Below are 15859 nucleotides of genomic sequence, written 5' to 3'. Positions count from 1 at the left end.
GGCGCGGGAGACGTCCACCACCCCGTCTCGTCGGAGTTCGGCGGTGATGCGGGAGAAGCGGTTGATGGCGTCCGCAGTGCGTTCCTGTCATACGAGCACCTGGTCGTCGCCTCCGGTGTCGAGATCGAGGATGGCCCCGACGAGCGCATGATGGCGTTCGGCGAGGTCGTCGCGCACTGTCGCGGCCGCCATCGCATCCCACCAATTGGTCGTGACGTGGTGCTCGAGGCGGCCGGTCAACCAGGTCAGTCCGAGGACGGAGTCTGTTCGGGCATGGATGGCCGCGGCAGCCTCGACGGGGCAGCCGCCATGTCGGGCGGTCTCGATCAGGTCGAGGACCTCGCCGAGGAATCGCAGTCTCTCGGTGGTCTCGGCGATCGTGGTCGGGTGGGGACGGTGTGCCACCAACTCGCGAACGCTGGGACGGTACCGGTCGATCTCCGCCTCGACGTTCAGTGGGGCGGGGCGGCGGCGCAGAATCCACGAGGCGGTGTGCTCGATGAAGTGCTGGAGAGCGCGGAGGAGGTTCCAGCGTTCGGCCTGCGTGACGTCGGTGCGCTGTTCGGCGTCCGACCACAGTTCGTCGATGTCGAACACGGCCCGGACAACGGCGTAGGCCCGGGCCACTGCCGGGGTTGTGACGCCGAGGCGCTCGTCGAGTTGATAGATCAGGCCGGGGCCTACGTGGTTGATCAGGTCGTCGGCGATCTTCGTCGCCACGATCTCGCGGGCCAGGCGGTGGCCGCGGATCTCCTCCTCGGAGAGTTGTTCGCGGATCCGAGGCGGGAAGTATGCCGACAGGGCCTGCGCGAAGACCGGTTCGTCCGGAACGGATGAATTGAGCAGGTCCTGCTGAACCACGTTCTTCGACTGAGCGAGGAGGATGGCGATCTCGGGTCGTGTCAGCCCGAGACCGGCCTGCGTCCGCGACACCAGCTCTTTCTTTGTCGGCAGAACCTCGGTGGCCCGGTTGATGCCGTTGGTGTGTTCGAGGTTGTCGATGAGCCGCTCGTGACGGTTCAGAAGCTGCGGGGCCTGAGAGGAGGCGAGACTGATTGCCAGCGTTTGACTCTCGCTGTTGCAGAGTACTGCGTCGGCAACGTCCCGGCGTGACGCGGAGAGTAGGGCGTTGCGCTCGTCATGGTTGATTCGCCCGCTGCGCACGGCGCCGTCGAGAGCAATCTTGAGATTGACCTCGAGGTCTGACGTGGCGACCCCGGCGGCGTTGTCGATGAAGTCGGCATTGATCCGACCGCCTCCGAGCGCGTATTCGATGCGTGCCCGCTGCGTCAGCCCGAGGTTGCCGCCTTCTCCGATCACGGCGCAGCGCAGGTGGGCCGCGTCCACTCGCACCGAATCGTTGACCGGATCGGCTGCGTCGGCGTGGGTTTCGGTCGACGCTTTGACGTACGTGCCGATTCCGCCGTTCCACAACAGATCGACGCGGGCCGACAGGATTGCCTTGATCAGGTCGTTCGGTGAGATCAGATTCTGCTGCACGCCCAGGAGTTTCTGGGCCTCGGGCGAGAGCGAGATCCGCTTGGCGGTGCGCGGCCAGATGCCGGCACCGGCGGACAGGGTGTTGCGGTCGTAGTGATCCCAGGTGGTTCCGGGGAGTGTGAACAGGCGCTGGCGTTCGGCGAACGCGCGGGCAGGGTCGGGGTCGGGGTCGATGAAGATGTGCCGGTGGTCGAAGGCGGCGACCAGCTTGATCGACTCGGACAGCAGCATTCCGTTGCCGAAGACGTCACCGGACATGTCGCCGACGCCGACGACGGTGAAGGGGTCGGTGTCGACGTCTACGTCGAGTTCGTCGAGGTGCCTGCGCACCGAGACCCAGGCGCCGCGGGCGGTGATGCCCATGGCTTTGTGGTCGTATCCGGTCGAGCCGCCGGAGGCGAATGCATCTCCGAGCCAGTAGCCGGCGTCGAGGGCAATGTTGTTGGCTAGGTCCGAAAAAGAGGCCGTTCCTTTGTCGGCGGCCACGACGAGGTAGGTGTCGGGTCCGTCGTAGGTGACGGTGCGCTGCGGTGCGATGGTGTGACCGTCGACGATGTTGTCGGTGACATCGAGAAGTCCCCTGATGAACGTCGTATATGCCTCTGCGGGGGTGATGTTCGGATTCTTGCGGACGAATGCGCCCTTGGCGCCGACGGGAACGATCGGGGAGTTCTTGACCGTCTGGGTTTTCATCAAGCCCAGCACTTCGGTGCGGTAGTCCTCGGGGCGGTCGGAGAATCGCAGCCCGCCACGCGCGACGGCGCCGCTGCGCAGGTGGATTCCCTCGACGTCGTTGGCGTAGACGTAGATCTCGCGGTAGGGGACAACCGGCCCGGTCAGCGCGAGTCTGCTCGAGTCGAGCGTGAAGGAGGCGTACGGCTTCGCCGTGCCCGTGGCGTCGGTCTGGTACCAGTTCGTGCGCAGGCACGCGGTGACGAACGACTCCAGCGACCGCATGATCCGGTCTTCGTCCAAGGTCGTTGCGGCATCCAGGTGTTCACGCACGGCCGAAACAGTCTCCGCGACAGCCGTATCTCGGTCGTCGAGGTCGGGATCGAACCGCGCACCGAAGTAGTGCACGAGAGACTCGGCGAACTCGGTGTGCCGCAGCAGGGTGTCGATGACGTAGCTCTCGGACAGGCCGAGCCCCGCTTGACGGACGAATCGGCTTGCCGCACGGATGAGAACGATCGCCCTCCAGGACAGGCCGGCGGCGACGATCAACTTGGCGAAGTCGTCGATTTCGAAGCCGTGGAGCGTCTGCGCCTCGAAGGCTTCCGACACCCGGCTCAGTGACCGGCGTCGTGACACTCTCGGTGCCTGGAAGGTGAATTTGTGGAGTGCGGCCGCGGTGGACATGCCGGGAGGCAGCGGCAGGGTGTCTCGGTCCGCGACGCGCAATCCGAAGTGCTCGAAGAGATGTGCGACGTCGGCGAGGAGTGGTGTGCCGTTCGGCCAGAGGATGACGGCTTCGGCGGTGCTGCCTCCGGTCGTGTCGGACAGAAAGATCATCCGAGGCGTTCCCGATCGGTCGCTGCTGGTGAGCAGTAGTCGGCCGATTGCCTCGTCGACGTCCACAGCCAGGGGTGATTCGAGTTGATCTGCCATTGTGGCGCCGTTGCCCATCGCAGTGTCCTTCCCAAGTCTCGGTGCAGCAAGTGTGCGTGTCCGTCGCCGAAACCGGGTTAGCCAGGAGGGCCATGATCGGTCGTCGAAATGTACAGCTCGGCCATGTCCTGCTGGGCGACTTCGCCCATACAGTCTCGGTAAACCGACTGGAGGACACGACATGACTGCTGTGCACACACCCGTCGGCGGACCGCAGCTCGAGCAGGTACGCCGCATCGTCACCGAGGTACCCGGACCCCGCTCCCGGGAACTGGCAGCCCGCCGTAGTGCCGCCCTCCCCGCAGGCTTGACCAGCGGCGCGAACATCTACACCGCGGCCGCCGGTGGCGGAGTCCTCGTCGACGTCGACGGCAACTCGTTCATCGACTTCGGTAGCGGTATCGCCGTGACCACCGTCGGCAACGCTGCACCGCGTGTGGTCGAGCGGGCTTCCCGCCAGCTGGCGAAGTACACGCACACCTGTTTCCTCGCCACCCCGTACGAGCCGTACATCGAGGTGGCCGAGGCGCTCAACCGGATCACCCCCGGTGATCACGAGAAGCGCACGGCGCTGTTCAACACCGGCAGCGAGGCGGTGGAGAACGCCGTCAAGTACGCGCGGGCGGCCACCGGCCGGCCCGCGGTCGTCACCTTCGACCACGCCTTCCACGGGCGCACGCTGATGACCATGACGATGACGGCGAAGAACCAGCCGTACAAGAGCACCTTCGGTCCCTTCGCACCCGAGGTGTACCGCGCACCGATGGCCTACCCCTTCCGGTGGCCGAGCGGCGCCGAGAACGCGGCCGACGAAGCGTTCGCCCAGTTCGAGATGCTGGTGGATTCGCAGATCGGCGCCGACGCCGTGGCCTGCGTCGTGGTCGAACCCATTCAGGGCGAGGGCGGATTCATCGTCCCCGCCGACGGTTTCCTGCGCCGCATCGCCGACTTCTGCCGGGATCGCGGAATCCTGTTCGTCGCCGACGAGGTGCAGGCCGGCATCGCCCGCACCGGCAACTGGTTCGCCTCCGAGCACGAAGGCGTCGTGCCGGACCTGATCGTGACCGCGAAGGGGCTGGCCGGGGGGATGCCGCTCGCCGCGGTCACCGGTCGCGCCGACATCATGGACACCGCGCACGCCGGCGGGATCGGCGGCACCTACAGCGGCAACCCCGCCGCCTGCGAGGCCGCGCTCGGTGTCTTCGACACCATCGAAGAGGAGAACCTGCTCGCGCGGGCGCAGGCCATCGGCGACCTCATGTTCCGCGAACTGCGCGACATCGCCGCCCACACCGACATCATCGGCGATGTCCGGGGTCGCGGTGCCATGGTGGCGATCGAACTCGTCCAACCCGGCACGAAGACCCCCAACCGCGAGGCCGTCGCCGAGATCAACCGCTTCTGCCTCGCCCACGGTCTGCTCACCCTGACCGCGGGCACCTTCGGCAACGTCCTGCGTTTCCTTCCCCCGCTGTCGATCTCGGACGAACTGCTGATGGAAGGCTTCTCGGTCCTTCGGGAAGCCTTCGCCGCTCTGTAGTACCCCACACCCGAAGAAGGACGACCCTCTCATGACCACACCCGCGCACCTGCACCATCTCGTCGACGGACAATGGCTCGACGGCGCCGGCGATACCGTCGTCAGCACCAGTCCGGCCGAGCCGGACGTCGTCGTTGCCCAGGGACGACTGGCAGACACCGCGGCACTCGACGGGGCCGTCACGGCGGCTCGACGGGTCAGGCGAGAGTGGGCGCGCACTCCCGCGCACGAGCGGGGCGCGATCCTCGTGCGTGCCGCGGGAATCGTGGAGAGCGCAGCCCAGGACTGGGGCACCGAACTCGCCCGCGAAGAAGGTAAGACCAAACCCGAAGGCATTGGCGAGGTACTGCGCGCGGCGCAGATCCTGCGCTACTACGGCAACGACGCCGACCGCGACGCAGGCGAGGTCTTCTCCTCGCCGCGCCGCGGTGAACGCATCCTGGTCACCCGCAAACCCATTGGCGTGGTCGGTGTGATCACGCCCTTCAACTTCCCGATCGCCATCCCGGCGTGGAAGATCGCCCCGGCCCTGACCTACGGCAACACCGTGGTCTGGAAGCCGGCCGGCACCGTTCCGCTCCTGGCGATGCGCCTGGCGCAGGCCCTCACCGACGCGGGCCTGCCTGACGGCGTGCTGAACCTGGTGATCGGTGACCGGACCGTCGGCAACGGTCTCGTCGAGCACCCCGGCATCGACGCGATCACGTTCACCGGCTCCACCGGTGTCGGCCGTAGGATCGCCGCGGCCGGTGCCGCCCGCGGTGTTCCGGTGCAGGCGGAGATGGGCGGAAAGAACGCGGCGGTCGTCCTCGGCGACGCCGACCTCGAGCTGGCCGCCGAGCAGGTGATGTTCGGTGCGTTCCGCTCGACGGGGCAGAAGTGCACCGCGACCTCTCGGCTGATCGTCACCGACGACATCGCCGAGGACTTCCTCGCCGAACTCGGCAAGCGCGCCGACGCACTGAACGTCGGTAACCCCGTTCAGGACGGCACGGAGATGGGACCGGTGGTCGACGCCGCCGCCCGCGCCTCGATCCGGGCGGGCATCGATCGCGCGATCGAGCAGGGGGCGCTGCCCGTCGCCGGCGGCCACGAATACTCCGAGGGCGCCTTGGCAACAGGGTATTTCGTGCCGCCGACCATCCTCGAGCTGCCGTCGCAATTGCCTGATGTCTGGCGTGACGAACTGTTCGGCCCGGTACTGGCGGCCCGGCGAGTAGGCAGCGCCGGCGAAGCTTTCGCCCTGGCGAACGACAGCGAATTCGGTCTCTCTGCTGCCATCTTCACCCAGGACCTCACGCGCACCCTGGATGCCATCGACGACATCGATGTCGGCATCCTGCACATCAACTCCGAATCCGCCGGCGCCGACCCCCACGTGCCGTTCGGCGGCGCGAAGAAGAGCGGATACGGTCCGAAGGAACAGGGCCGCTCGGCGCGGGAGTTCTTCACCCACACCACCACGGTGTACCTGCGCGGCGGACAGTCGACGATATGAGCCCCGGCGCACTCGACGGCACGATCATCGAACCGGTCATGCTCGAGGACGTTCTCCCGGACGGCGGCAGCCACGGAAGCGGCCCGCTGATCGCCGTCGTGGCGCCCCTGAACTTTCCCGGCCTGACGACCGAGACCCGGGACCTCATCGTGCGCTTCACCGGCTCGGCGCTGGCCACGCTGGTGGAGCTGGGAGCCCGGGTCAACGTCATCGACATCTCCCGGGACGCCCCGTTCACCATCGACGAGGAGACCGACGGGGTGATGCTGCTCGGTGGGGGAGATGTCGACCCCACCCTCTACGGGCACACCGGGTTCGTCGACAATCTCTACGGGGTCGACCGGGGAACCGACGAACGCACACTCGCCGCGATCGATCTCGGGCTAGAGCTCGGGGCGCCGATGCTCGGCATCTGCCGCGGCTCCCAGATGATCAACCTCGCCTGCGGTGGAACGCTGATCCCGGATCTGGGGGAGAACAACCCCCACCGGGGCGGTGACGGGGAGCCGATGTTCCTCGACGACCCGGTCGTCGTGGTCGAAGATTCACGCCTCGCGCAGATCCTGTCACGATCGCGGGTGATCGTCCGCAACGGGCATCACCAGGCGGTCGGCGAGGTCGGCGAGGGACTGAGGGTGACAGCCCGCGGTGTGGACGGTGTCGTCGAGGCAGTCGAGCACGAGAGCAAATGGATCGTGGGTGTGCAGTGGCATCCGGAGGACACCGACGGGTCGGAGGAGGACCGGAGGGCCCTGTTCGGCGCGTTCGTCGAGCATTCAACGGCGCATGCTGCGGCGAAACGCGGACAACGGACCACACCCGCGGTGTAAGGAAGTCCAGTACAACTGGATCCCTGGTTGGGGCCGGGCGAGCTCGATCAGCACGCCCGGCCCTCACGCCGCCCCGACCTACCGAACGTGCCGTGCAGCACTGGTTTTCATCCAGGAGGTGTTCTACTCCGCGTCCCGAAGCGGCACCAGCGACCAGGGAGTTGCCCGCACCGGCACCGCTTCGCCCGACCGGGCCACGGAAGCGACCTTGGAACCGGTGATGTACTCCGGATCGTTACCCACGATGACCCGTCCGTCAGCATTGACGAGGACCAGACCGGACCCCGCGCGACGAAGTTGCGGCCACAGCCTCGATTCGATACTCGACACGGGAATATCGGCGCCGGCAACACCGAGGAAGGTTCCGTCGCCGAGCCTGACCGGAACAGCGAAGGTGCACACGTACAGGTCGACACCGGTGTAATCGAGATATGGCCCATAGACCCACTTCTCGTTCCGATCCCGCGGTATCACGAACCATTCCATGTCGGAATAGTCGTAGTAGTACTCGCTACGGGGATTGAGGTCGAGGACCAGCCGCTGCGAATCGGGGCGGTCGCCCCCGTCGGCGCGCCACCATTCGAGGTAATGCTGCCGATCGGCGAGGCTGCCGTCGGCCATGACGACTCCTGCGCCGTTGAACAGCGGCCCGCGTGATTCGAGTTCGCCGACCACGCTGCCCTTGAGCGACTCGAGGTCGGTGGACCGCGGTGTCGTTCCGTCGGCCTGCAACCTGGCCCACAACTCGGTCAACGCATCGCCGATCGAGGCGAGGGAACCGTAGATCACCTCGACGAGGTCCGTCGTCGCTTCCGCGACCGAGTCGACGGCTGCCTGCGGCCGAGAGTCATCGACAGGACTCATTCGTTCCTCAGCTCCATACGTAATTTGATCAGGCGGCGAACGTGGGCAACGCTGTGTGATTCTGCCAGTTCCCGTGCCAGATCGGGATTCTCGGCTTCGATCGCATCCACCAGAGCGTGGTGGGTGGCGGCTTCCTCGGCTGGATCGACCGCTACCTGCGGAAGCCAGATCATCGCCGACAACTCAGCTTGCAGGCTGACCTCGGTTCGGGTCAACCGCGACGACTGCGAGCTCACGGCGACCTCGATGTGGAAGCGGCTGTCGGCGCGTCGGCACTCGAAGGGGTCGGCGGTCTCCCGCATCCTGGTCACCAGCGCCCGCAACCGGGTCACATCGGCGGCCAGGCTGCGGCGGGCCGCCAGGGCGGCGGCTGCGCCGGAGACCGCGAAGTGTTCGTCGCCGATGTCCCGCAGTTCCTCCACGCTCAGCTGCTGCAGCCTGGTCAGCGAATTGCTCTGGACGACGTCGGCCGACGCCTTGACGAAACTGCCACCGCCGCGCCCACGCTTGGTGTACACCAGCCCCTCGTTGCGGAGCACCGCCAGCGCCTCACGCAGGGTCACCGTGGAAACCCCGAGTTGGCCGGCGAGGTCCAGTTCCGGCGGCAGCTGCTCGCCGTCGACCATCACGCCGAGCCCGATAGCTGCGGAAATGCGCTGGACGACCGCATCGGTCCGGGGGCCGCCGCCATCGAGCGGGGCGAGAACAGCGCCGAGCGCAGTCAAGCCTCCGAGCTGGTCGATCGGCACCGGTACCCCCTGAGGTCGTAGAGCTACACAAGATCGTAACGCTGACACCTTGAACTATGAACTATCACTGTATATGTTTAAGCGACGGATGTGACCGGCCCCACAAACCGGACATTCGATTCTCACGGCCCCGCGGTACCTCCCGACGAAAGAACGAGACCCGTGTCCCAGATACCTCTTCAGCGTCCTGACGACGCCATTTCCGACGACGACGCCCAACTGGCCGCTCTCGGCTTCGAGTCCGAGTTCAAACGAGACATGAGCCTGTGGGCGAACTTCTCCCTCGGTTTCACCTACCTGTCCCCTGTTGTCGGCATCTACACCGTCTTCGCGATCGCGCTGGTCGCTGCCGGGCCTCCGATGATCTGGAGCCTGCTGATCGCCGGTGTCGGCCAGTTCCTCGTAGCCCTGGTTTTCAGCGAGGTCGTCGCGCAGTTCCCGGTCGCCGGTGGGGTGTACCCCTGGGCCCGCCGCTTGTGGGGCCGAAAGTGGGCGTGGATGACGGGCTGGGTGTACCTGTTCGCCCTGCTCGCCACGATCGCCGGCGTCGCCTACGGCGCGGGCCCGTTCGTCGCCACCGTGGTCGGGTTCACCCCCTCGGTGACCACCACCATCGCCTGCGCCCTCGCGGTGCTGATCCTGGCCACGGTCATCAACTTCGGCGGGACAAAGGTCCTGGGCTATGCCGCGATCTTCGGTTTCGGGGCCGAGTTGCTCGGCGCACTCGTCGTCGGAATCTGGTTGCTGGTCGCCGAGCGTCATCACGGACTGGGAGTTCTCTTCGACAGTTTCGGGGCGCAGGGCTCGCACAGCTTCCTGTATGCGTTCCTCGCCGCCAGCCTGATCGGTGTCTTCCAGTACTACGGTTTCGAGGCCTGCGGCGACGTCGCCGAGGAAGTCAAGAATCCCGGCATCCAGATCCCGAAGTCCATGCGCCGCACCATCTACATCGGCGGCGCCGCGGCAACCTTCGTGTGCCTGAGCCTGATTCTGTCGGTCGTCGACTTCGGTGCCGTCATCAGCGGCGAAGACCCTGATCCGGTCGCGACCGTCCTCAGCGACGCGTTCGGTCCGGTGGGCTCGAAGATCGTCATCGTCGTCGTGCTGATCTCGTTCGTCTCCTGTGCCCTGAGCCTGCAGGCGGCGGCGAGCCGACTGATCTACTCCTATGCCCGTGACGGAATGATCGTCGGCAGCCGGCTCTGGTCGAAGTTCGACCACCACCGCGCCGTCCCGCCGTACGCGCTGCTGTTCGCCGCCGTCGTCCCCGGAATCTTGATCATCGGGTCGGCCGTGTCCACCGACGCCCTGACCAAGCTGATCAGCTTCGGCGCCATTGGCATCTACATCGCCTTCCAGATGGTGGTCTTCGCCGCGCTGCGTGCCCGCGTCAAGGGCTGGATCCCGAACGGGAAATACCAGCTCGGCAAGTGGGCGATGCCGATCAACATCGGCGCACTGGTCTACGGCGTCGCCGCCATCGTCAACATCAGCTGGCCGCGCACCCCCGACGCCGTCTGGTACGACAACTACATCGTCGCCCTGCTGTGCGCCGCGGTCATCGGATCCGGCCTGCTCTACATGGCACTCGGCCGCTCCCACAGCAACGGGACCGCACCCTTCGGCGACGCGATCCCCCAGCGCCCCAACCCCACCCACGCGGCTTCTGTCGAACCGCAGCCCGAACCCGCAGGAGCAACCGATGTCCACTGATCAACTGACCCAGGCGCCGTTTCTGAACCTGGCCGATCCCACCTTCTCGGTGCAATCCGATGCCGTCCGCCAGGCGCGCGAGGCCAGCTGGTACGCCCATACCAGCTACGGACTCGCCGTCCTGCGGTACGACGAGGTCGGCAAGCTGATGAAAGACCGTCGCCTGCGGCAGGGAAGCTGGGCATGGCCGGCGCACAACGGAGTCCACGACGGTCCGTTCGCGCACTGGTGGACGAGCGCGCTGCTCAACCTCGAAGGCGACGATCACCATCGCCTGCGTCGCCTGATGAACCCCGCCTTCTCGCCGAAACTGATCGGTGGCCTGGTCCCCAGGTTCCAAGCCCTCGCGAACGAGTTGATCGACGGGTTCTACGACCGCGGCCGATGCGACTTCGCCTCCGAGTTCGCCGAACCGTACGCAGCCCGCGTCATCGCGATCATGCTCGGTATCCCCGAGGGCGAATGGAAGAAGATCGCCGCCTGGTCCAACGACATCGGCCTGGCCTTGGGCGTCACACTGAGGCAGGACCTCGCCAAGGTCGAGGCGGCGCTCGAAGGGCTCTACGAGTACGCCGACGAACTGATCGCCGACCGGCGCAAGAATCCGGGAGACGACTTCGTCAGCCGGCTCGTTCTGGCCGAACGTGACGGTGAACATCTCAGCCACGACGAGCTGCGCGTGTCGCTGGTCCTGCTGATCTTCGGCGGGATGGACACCACCCGCAACCAGCTGGGCCTGGCCCTGCAAACGTTCATGAAGTATCCCGACCAGTGGACGCTGCTCGGGAAACGCCCCGAACTGGGCACGGCGGCGGTGGAAGAGGTCATGCGCGTCAACCCGACCGTCACGTGGGTGACACGCGAAGCACTCGAGGACTTCGAGTACCAGGGCGTCGAGATCAAGGCCGGCACCACCATCCACCTGTTGTCCGAATCAGCCGGCACCGACCCGCGGGTGATCGACGGTGAGCCCTTCGATCTGACTGCTCAGCGACCGCCGCACTTCGGTTTCGGTGGCGGCGCACATCACTGCCTCGGACACTTCGTCGCCCGCAGCGACATGAGCGAGGCACTGCCCTTGCTTGCCCAGCGGCTGAAGAACCCGACCGTCGACGGCATCGCCACCTGGTTGCCGCTCAGCGGCAACACCGGCCCGTTCTTCCTGCCGATCGCGTTCGAACGCGGTTGACACCCAACATCATCAGCACTTTTTCGGTAAGAGAGGTAAAAGAAATGGACGTTCGCGTCGACTACGGAATGTGCCAGGACCACGGACAGTGCGCCATCGCGTCACCCAGGGTCTTCCAGATGGATGACGACGGCAAGCTCGTCTACGACAAGCATCCGGAGGATTCCCAACGCGACGAGGTAGAGGAAGCAGCCGACGTCTGCCCCGTGCAAGCGATCTTCCTCGACGAGAGCTGAACCGATGCCTTCGCACGTTGTCATCGTCGGTGGATCGATGGGCGGTCTCCGCGCAGCCGAACAGCTGATCGCCAACAAATTCGACGGAGTCATCACCATCGTCGGCGACGAACAGCACATGCCGTACAACCGCCCGCCCCTGTCGAAGGACGTGCTCGCCGCCGAACGCGACGAACAGAACTCCACCCTCGACCACTGGCACTCCTCGGTCGCCTTCCGCCAACGTAAGAGCATCGCGGATGTGCAATGGAAACTCGGAACACCCGCGGTGTCGAGTGACCTCGACTCCAAGACCGTCACCCTCGCCGACGGCGAGGTACTGCACTACGACGGGTTGGTCGTGGCGACCGGCCTGCGCCCGCGGCGCCTGGACCTGCCGGGACCGAAGTCCGGCCGGCATGTCATTCGTACCCTCGACGACGCCATCGGGTTACGCGGGGAACTCGAGCCGGGAAACCGGGTCGTTGTCGTCGGCGGCGGATTCATCGGATGCGAAACCGCTGCCACCGCCCGCACACTCGGGTGTGAGGTGCACATCGTCGAGCCGCTGGCCGTCCCGATGATCCGGCCCCTCGGCGAGGAATTCGGCAACGCACTACGGCGAGTGCATGAAGCATTCGGCGTGCACGTCCACACCGGGGTATCCGTCGAACGGGCGGTCGCCTGCGGCGATGATTCCGGCCGGCTGTCCGCAGTGATCCTGTCCGACGGCACCCGACTCGACGCCGACGTGCTGATCGAATCGGTCGGCTCCCACCCCAACGTCGAATGGCTCGACGGCAACGGCCTCGACCTCGGAAACGGTGTCCTGTGCGACAACCACCTGCGCGTCGAATCGCGGCCCGACGTCGTCGCAGTCGGCGACATCGCCCGGTTCCCCGATCCGGCCACCGGGAACATCCCGCGCCGAATCGAACACTGGTGCATCCCCACCGATACCGCCAAGCGAGCCGCGGTCTCGCTGATCCACCACCTGAACGGTGCCGGCGAGGACACCACCGTGTTCTCACCGCTGCCGTCGTTCTGGAGTGATCAGTTCGGGCTACGACTGCAGGGCTACGGCTCACCGGGCGACGCCGACCACGTCTCGGTACTCGAGGGGGACCTGTCGAACCCGATCGACGACGACCCGTCCGCACTGGACGGCACCGTCGTCGGTTACTACCGCGGGAGTCAGCTCGTCGGGGTCGTCATGATTTCGCCCGCACCCGCGTCGGCCCGGAAATACCGCGACGCCGTCGAAACCTCGCGCGCCGCAGTCCTCACTTCTTGACCCCGCGACCTACCCACACCACAAGGAGACATCCGATGACCTCATTGGATCAGCACCGGGAACTCAATTCTTCGGATGCCCGTATCGCAGACATCCAGAACCAAATCGACTCCACCGGAGTCGAATACATCTACTACCAGGTCGTGACCCTCACCGGGCGAACCGTCGCCAAGGTCGTCCCCGCCCGGCACCTTCGCCGCAACCTCGTCAAGGGCGTGCAGTTCCACCGCACCGCCATGGTCGATCTGCACACCGACCGCACCGGACAGCTGCTCGGAGGTGGTGTCGACGCGGCCGAGTTCACCGCCATCCCCGACCTGGACACCTTCGCGGTGCTTCCCTGGGACACCACGGTCGCGCGGTTCTTCTGCACCACCTACGAGCCCGACCACATCCCTGACATCGGTGGCGAATACCTCGCCACCGACACGCGCAGCACACTCATTCGGGCACACAGCCAGTTCAAGGCCGACACCGGCCTCGAACTCAAGAGCGGCTGCGAACCCGAGATGAGCTGGCTCGGCGCGAGCATGGACGTCAAGGTCCGCCCGGGTGGCAGCGCCGCATACCAGACCGCGAACCTCGAGCTGATGCGCCCGATCTACCAAAAGGTCATGACCTACGCCCACGCCCTCGGATTCGACATGATCGAAGGAGATTACGAAGACCCCGGGCAGCTCGAACTGAACTGGCAATTCGACCGCTGCACCGCCACCGCCGATCGCCTGATCACCTACCGGCAAATTTGCCACCAGGTCGCCAAGGAGCACGGTGTCATCGCCAGCTTCATGCCCAAGCCCGTCACCGGCTCCATGGGCAACGGCTGCCACCACAACGTCAGCCTGTGGAACGGCGACGAGAACGTCCTCGAAGAGCCGGGCCGCCGCGAACTCCACCTGAGCAAGATCGGCCAGCACGCGCTCGGCGGCATGCTCGACCACGCCCCCGGATCGATCGCGATCATGGCCTCGACAGTCAACTCCTACAAGCGATTCTGGGACGGCGGACAATTCGCCCCCACCGCCGTCAACTGGGGTATGGACAACAAGACCTGCACTGTCCGACTCTCCGCCGTCGGACGTCTCGAGTACAAGATCCCCGACGCCAGCGTCAACCCCTACCTCTCCCACACCGTGCTGCTCGCCGCGATCAAACACGGCATCGACAACGCGACCGATCCCGGGGATCCGCAGATCGGCAGCAGCTACGGCGACGACACCTACGAGACGTTGCCGCTGACCCTCGGGGACGCGGTGCAAGCCTTCAACGACAACACCGTCATTCGCGGCAGTCTTGCCCCCGAGCTCGCCGACCAGTACTCGGCTCTGAAATTCGACGAATGGGCTCGCGCATGCGGCGCCGTGACCGACTTCGACCGCGACATGTACCTGGAGTTCCTGTGAGCAACGAACTGAAACTGATCTGCGTCGACCTGCCCGCACCGCCGCTGTTCGACAAGGCGGCCCCCGACGGAACGCGGGTCGGATACGAGCCCTCCGCGGCCGAACTCGTTGCCGATGTCCTCGGCAAGACCGTCCGCTGGGTCGTGACGTCCTGGAGCGACATGGTTCCCGCCGTGCAGGATGGCCGCGGTGACGCCATCTGGTGCGGTCAGGGCATCACCCCTTCGCGCGCGGAACTGGTCGACTTCACCCGCCCCTACGCAATCTTCGACGAATCGGTTCTCGTCCTCGCGGACAGCGGAATCAACGCCGCGGACGACCTGAGGGGCAAGCGGGTCGGCGCCATCGTCGGCAGCACGAACCTCGCACTCGCGGAGACCTTCGACGGCGTGACGACGGTGCCGTTCGACGGTGCGACCGACGACGTCCTCGGCGACATGGTGCAGGCACTGCGCGATGGCGAAATTGACGCCGTGGTCGACGACGACGTCGCCATCGTGCCGCTCGGGGAGCAGTCCGACCTGGCCGTCGCCTTCACCGTTGCCACCCGGAACCGGTGGGGTGTCTCGGTCGCGAAGGGCAACGACACCCTCCGCATCAGCATGGACGCAGCCTTGAACAAGGTCATCGCCGACGGATCACTCGAGGCCGAGTGGAAGCGGTGGATGCCGGACCTGCCCTTCCCCCTCACCGCCGATGAGTGAGACCGACGGCCAGGGCCGGCCACTGATCGCCGTACCCGGCATCCGCGCCGCCTCGATCAGCGGTCTGCGACGCTCCGGAACCGTGGCTGCCGACAAGATCCTCGAAGCCATCTTCCGGGCCGGGGGAGAACCGGTCATCGTGCCGCCCGGACCGGGCAACGTCGCGCGCCGGCTGACGATCTTCGACGGCATCGTTCTGCCCGGCGGCGCCGACCTGGACCCCGCTACCTACGGGGCCGAACGTGACTCCCGCACGGAGGCATCGGACCCCGTGCAGGACGAGTTCGACCTGGTTACGGCGCGGGCGGTGATCGACCTGGGACTGCCCTTCCTCGCGATCTGCCGCGGCATGCAGGTCGTCAACGTGGCGCTCGGCGGCACCCTGGTGCAGCACGTACCCGACAGCCACATCCGGCACCGCGAATGCATGCACCCCGTCCGGATAGAATCCGGCTCCGCGGTCGCACAGGCGATGGGCGGCCGCGTGTTCGAGGTCTCCTCGTACCATCACCAAGCCGTCGACCGACTCGGCGCGGGACTGCGGGTGGCCGGCCGTGCCGGGGACGGGTGCGTCGAGGTGCTCGAGCACGACAGCTCCCCGATGCTCGGCGTGCAGTGGCACCCCGAGGACGACGCGGACACCGCACCGCACCAGCAAGCACTGTTCGACGCCACGGTCGAGCGCGCTCGGCTCGCCCGGGCACGACGCGACGAACTCGGGCGGGACCTCGTCCGAACGAAGGAGTACTGAC

13 protein-coding genes are annotated in these 15859 nt (G+C 66.3%); 10 read left to right on the top strand and 3 right to left on the bottom strand.

Going from position 1 to position 15859, the window contains the following annotated elements:
- Positions 1-87: 87 nt before the first annotated feature.
- Positions 88-3108, bottom strand: coding sequence for an NAD-glutamate dehydrogenase domain-containing protein (locus OYT95_RS20045; RefSeq protein WP_268788776.1), 3021 nt, complete (start codon positions 3106-3108; stop codon positions 88-90).
- Between the two features lie 181 nt (positions 3109-3289).
- Between OYT95_RS20045 and gabT the strand changes: the two genes are divergently transcribed.
- The 3 genes from gabT to OYT95_RS20030 are packed head-to-tail and all read left to right on the top strand — an operon-like array spanning position 3290 to position 6976.
- Complete coding sequence (gene gabT / locus OYT95_RS20040) at positions 3290-4648, top strand: 4-aminobutyrate--2-oxoglutarate transaminase (protein WP_268788775.1); 1359 nt, start codon at positions 3290-3292, stop codon at positions 4646-4648.
- A gap of 31 nt (positions 4649-4679) precedes the next feature.
- Positions 4680-6146 (top strand): aldehyde dehydrogenase family protein, encoded by a 1467-nt coding sequence (locus OYT95_RS20035; protein ID WP_128640617.1) that lies wholly within the window; start codon positions 4680-4682, stop codon positions 6144-6146.
- A complete protein-coding gene (locus OYT95_RS20030; protein WP_268788774.1) occupies positions 6143-6976 on the top strand; it encodes a gamma-glutamyl-gamma-aminobutyrate hydrolase family protein in 834 nt (277 codons plus the stop codon). The genes OYT95_RS20035 and OYT95_RS20030 overlap by 4 nt, the downstream gene beginning before the upstream one ends.
- 123 nt (positions 6977-7099) lie before the next feature.
- Here the strand turns inward: OYT95_RS20030 and OYT95_RS20025 are convergent, their stop codons facing one another.
- Both OYT95_RS20025 and OYT95_RS20020 read right to left on the bottom strand, forming a co-directional pair.
- The gene (locus OYT95_RS20025) at positions 7100-7840 is read right to left on the bottom strand and encodes a cache domain-containing protein (protein WP_268788773.1); all 741 of its coding nucleotides are present in this window, start codon (positions 7838-7840) and stop codon (positions 7100-7102) included.
- Positions 7837-8589, bottom strand: a complete 753-nt coding sequence (locus OYT95_RS20020) for a FadR/GntR family transcriptional regulator (RefSeq protein WP_217999419.1) — start codon at positions 8587-8589, stop codon at positions 7837-7839. Before OYT95_RS20020 ends, OYT95_RS20025 begins: the two co-directional genes overlap by 4 nt.
- Before the next feature lie 162 nt (positions 8590-8751).
- Between OYT95_RS20020 and OYT95_RS20015 the strand changes: the two genes are divergently transcribed.
- The 7 genes from OYT95_RS20015 to OYT95_RS19985 are packed head-to-tail and all read left to right on the top strand — an operon-like array spanning position 8752 to position 15858.
- Complete coding sequence (locus OYT95_RS20015) at positions 8752-10302, top strand: APC family permease (protein ID WP_128640614.1); 1551 nt, start codon at positions 8752-8754, stop codon at positions 10300-10302.
- Positions 10292-11491 (top strand): cytochrome P450, encoded by a 1200-nt coding sequence (locus OYT95_RS20010; protein WP_268788771.1) that lies wholly within the window; start codon positions 10292-10294, stop codon positions 11489-11491. The genes OYT95_RS20015 and OYT95_RS20010 overlap by 11 nt, the downstream gene beginning before the upstream one ends.
- A gap of 44 nt (positions 11492-11535) precedes the next feature.
- Complete coding sequence (locus OYT95_RS20005) at positions 11536-11727, top strand: ferredoxin (protein ID WP_037230252.1); 192 nt, start codon at positions 11536-11538, stop codon at positions 11725-11727.
- Positions 11728-11731: 4 nt separating this feature from the next.
- A complete protein-coding gene (locus OYT95_RS20000) occupies positions 11732-13000 on the top strand; it encodes an NAD(P)/FAD-dependent oxidoreductase (protein WP_268788770.1) in 1269 nt (422 codons plus the stop codon).
- A gap of 35 nt (positions 13001-13035) precedes the next feature.
- Positions 13036-14403 (top strand): glutamine synthetase family protein, encoded by a 1368-nt coding sequence (locus tag OYT95_RS19995; protein ID WP_037230255.1) that lies wholly within the window; start codon positions 13036-13038, stop codon positions 14401-14403.
- Positions 14400-15107, top strand: a complete 708-nt coding sequence (locus OYT95_RS19990) for an ABC transporter substrate-binding protein (RefSeq protein WP_037230257.1) — start codon at positions 14400-14402, stop codon at positions 15105-15107. Before OYT95_RS19995 ends, OYT95_RS19990 begins: the two co-directional genes overlap by 4 nt.
- Positions 15100-15858, top strand: coding sequence for a gamma-glutamyl-gamma-aminobutyrate hydrolase family protein (locus tag OYT95_RS19985; RefSeq protein WP_268788769.1), 759 nt, complete (start codon positions 15100-15102; stop codon positions 15856-15858). The genes OYT95_RS19990 and OYT95_RS19985 overlap by 8 nt, the downstream gene beginning before the upstream one ends.
- The last annotated feature ends 1 nt before the right edge of the window (position 15859 follow it).

The organism is Rhodococcus sp. JS3073 (assembly GCF_026810085.1).
Lineage (GTDB): Bacteria > Actinomycetota > Actinomycetes > Mycobacteriales > Mycobacteriaceae > Rhodococcus_F > Rhodococcus_F wratislaviensis.
Note: the sequence above shows the minus strand (reverse complement) of the source record. Positions and strands in the feature narration are given on the sequence as shown.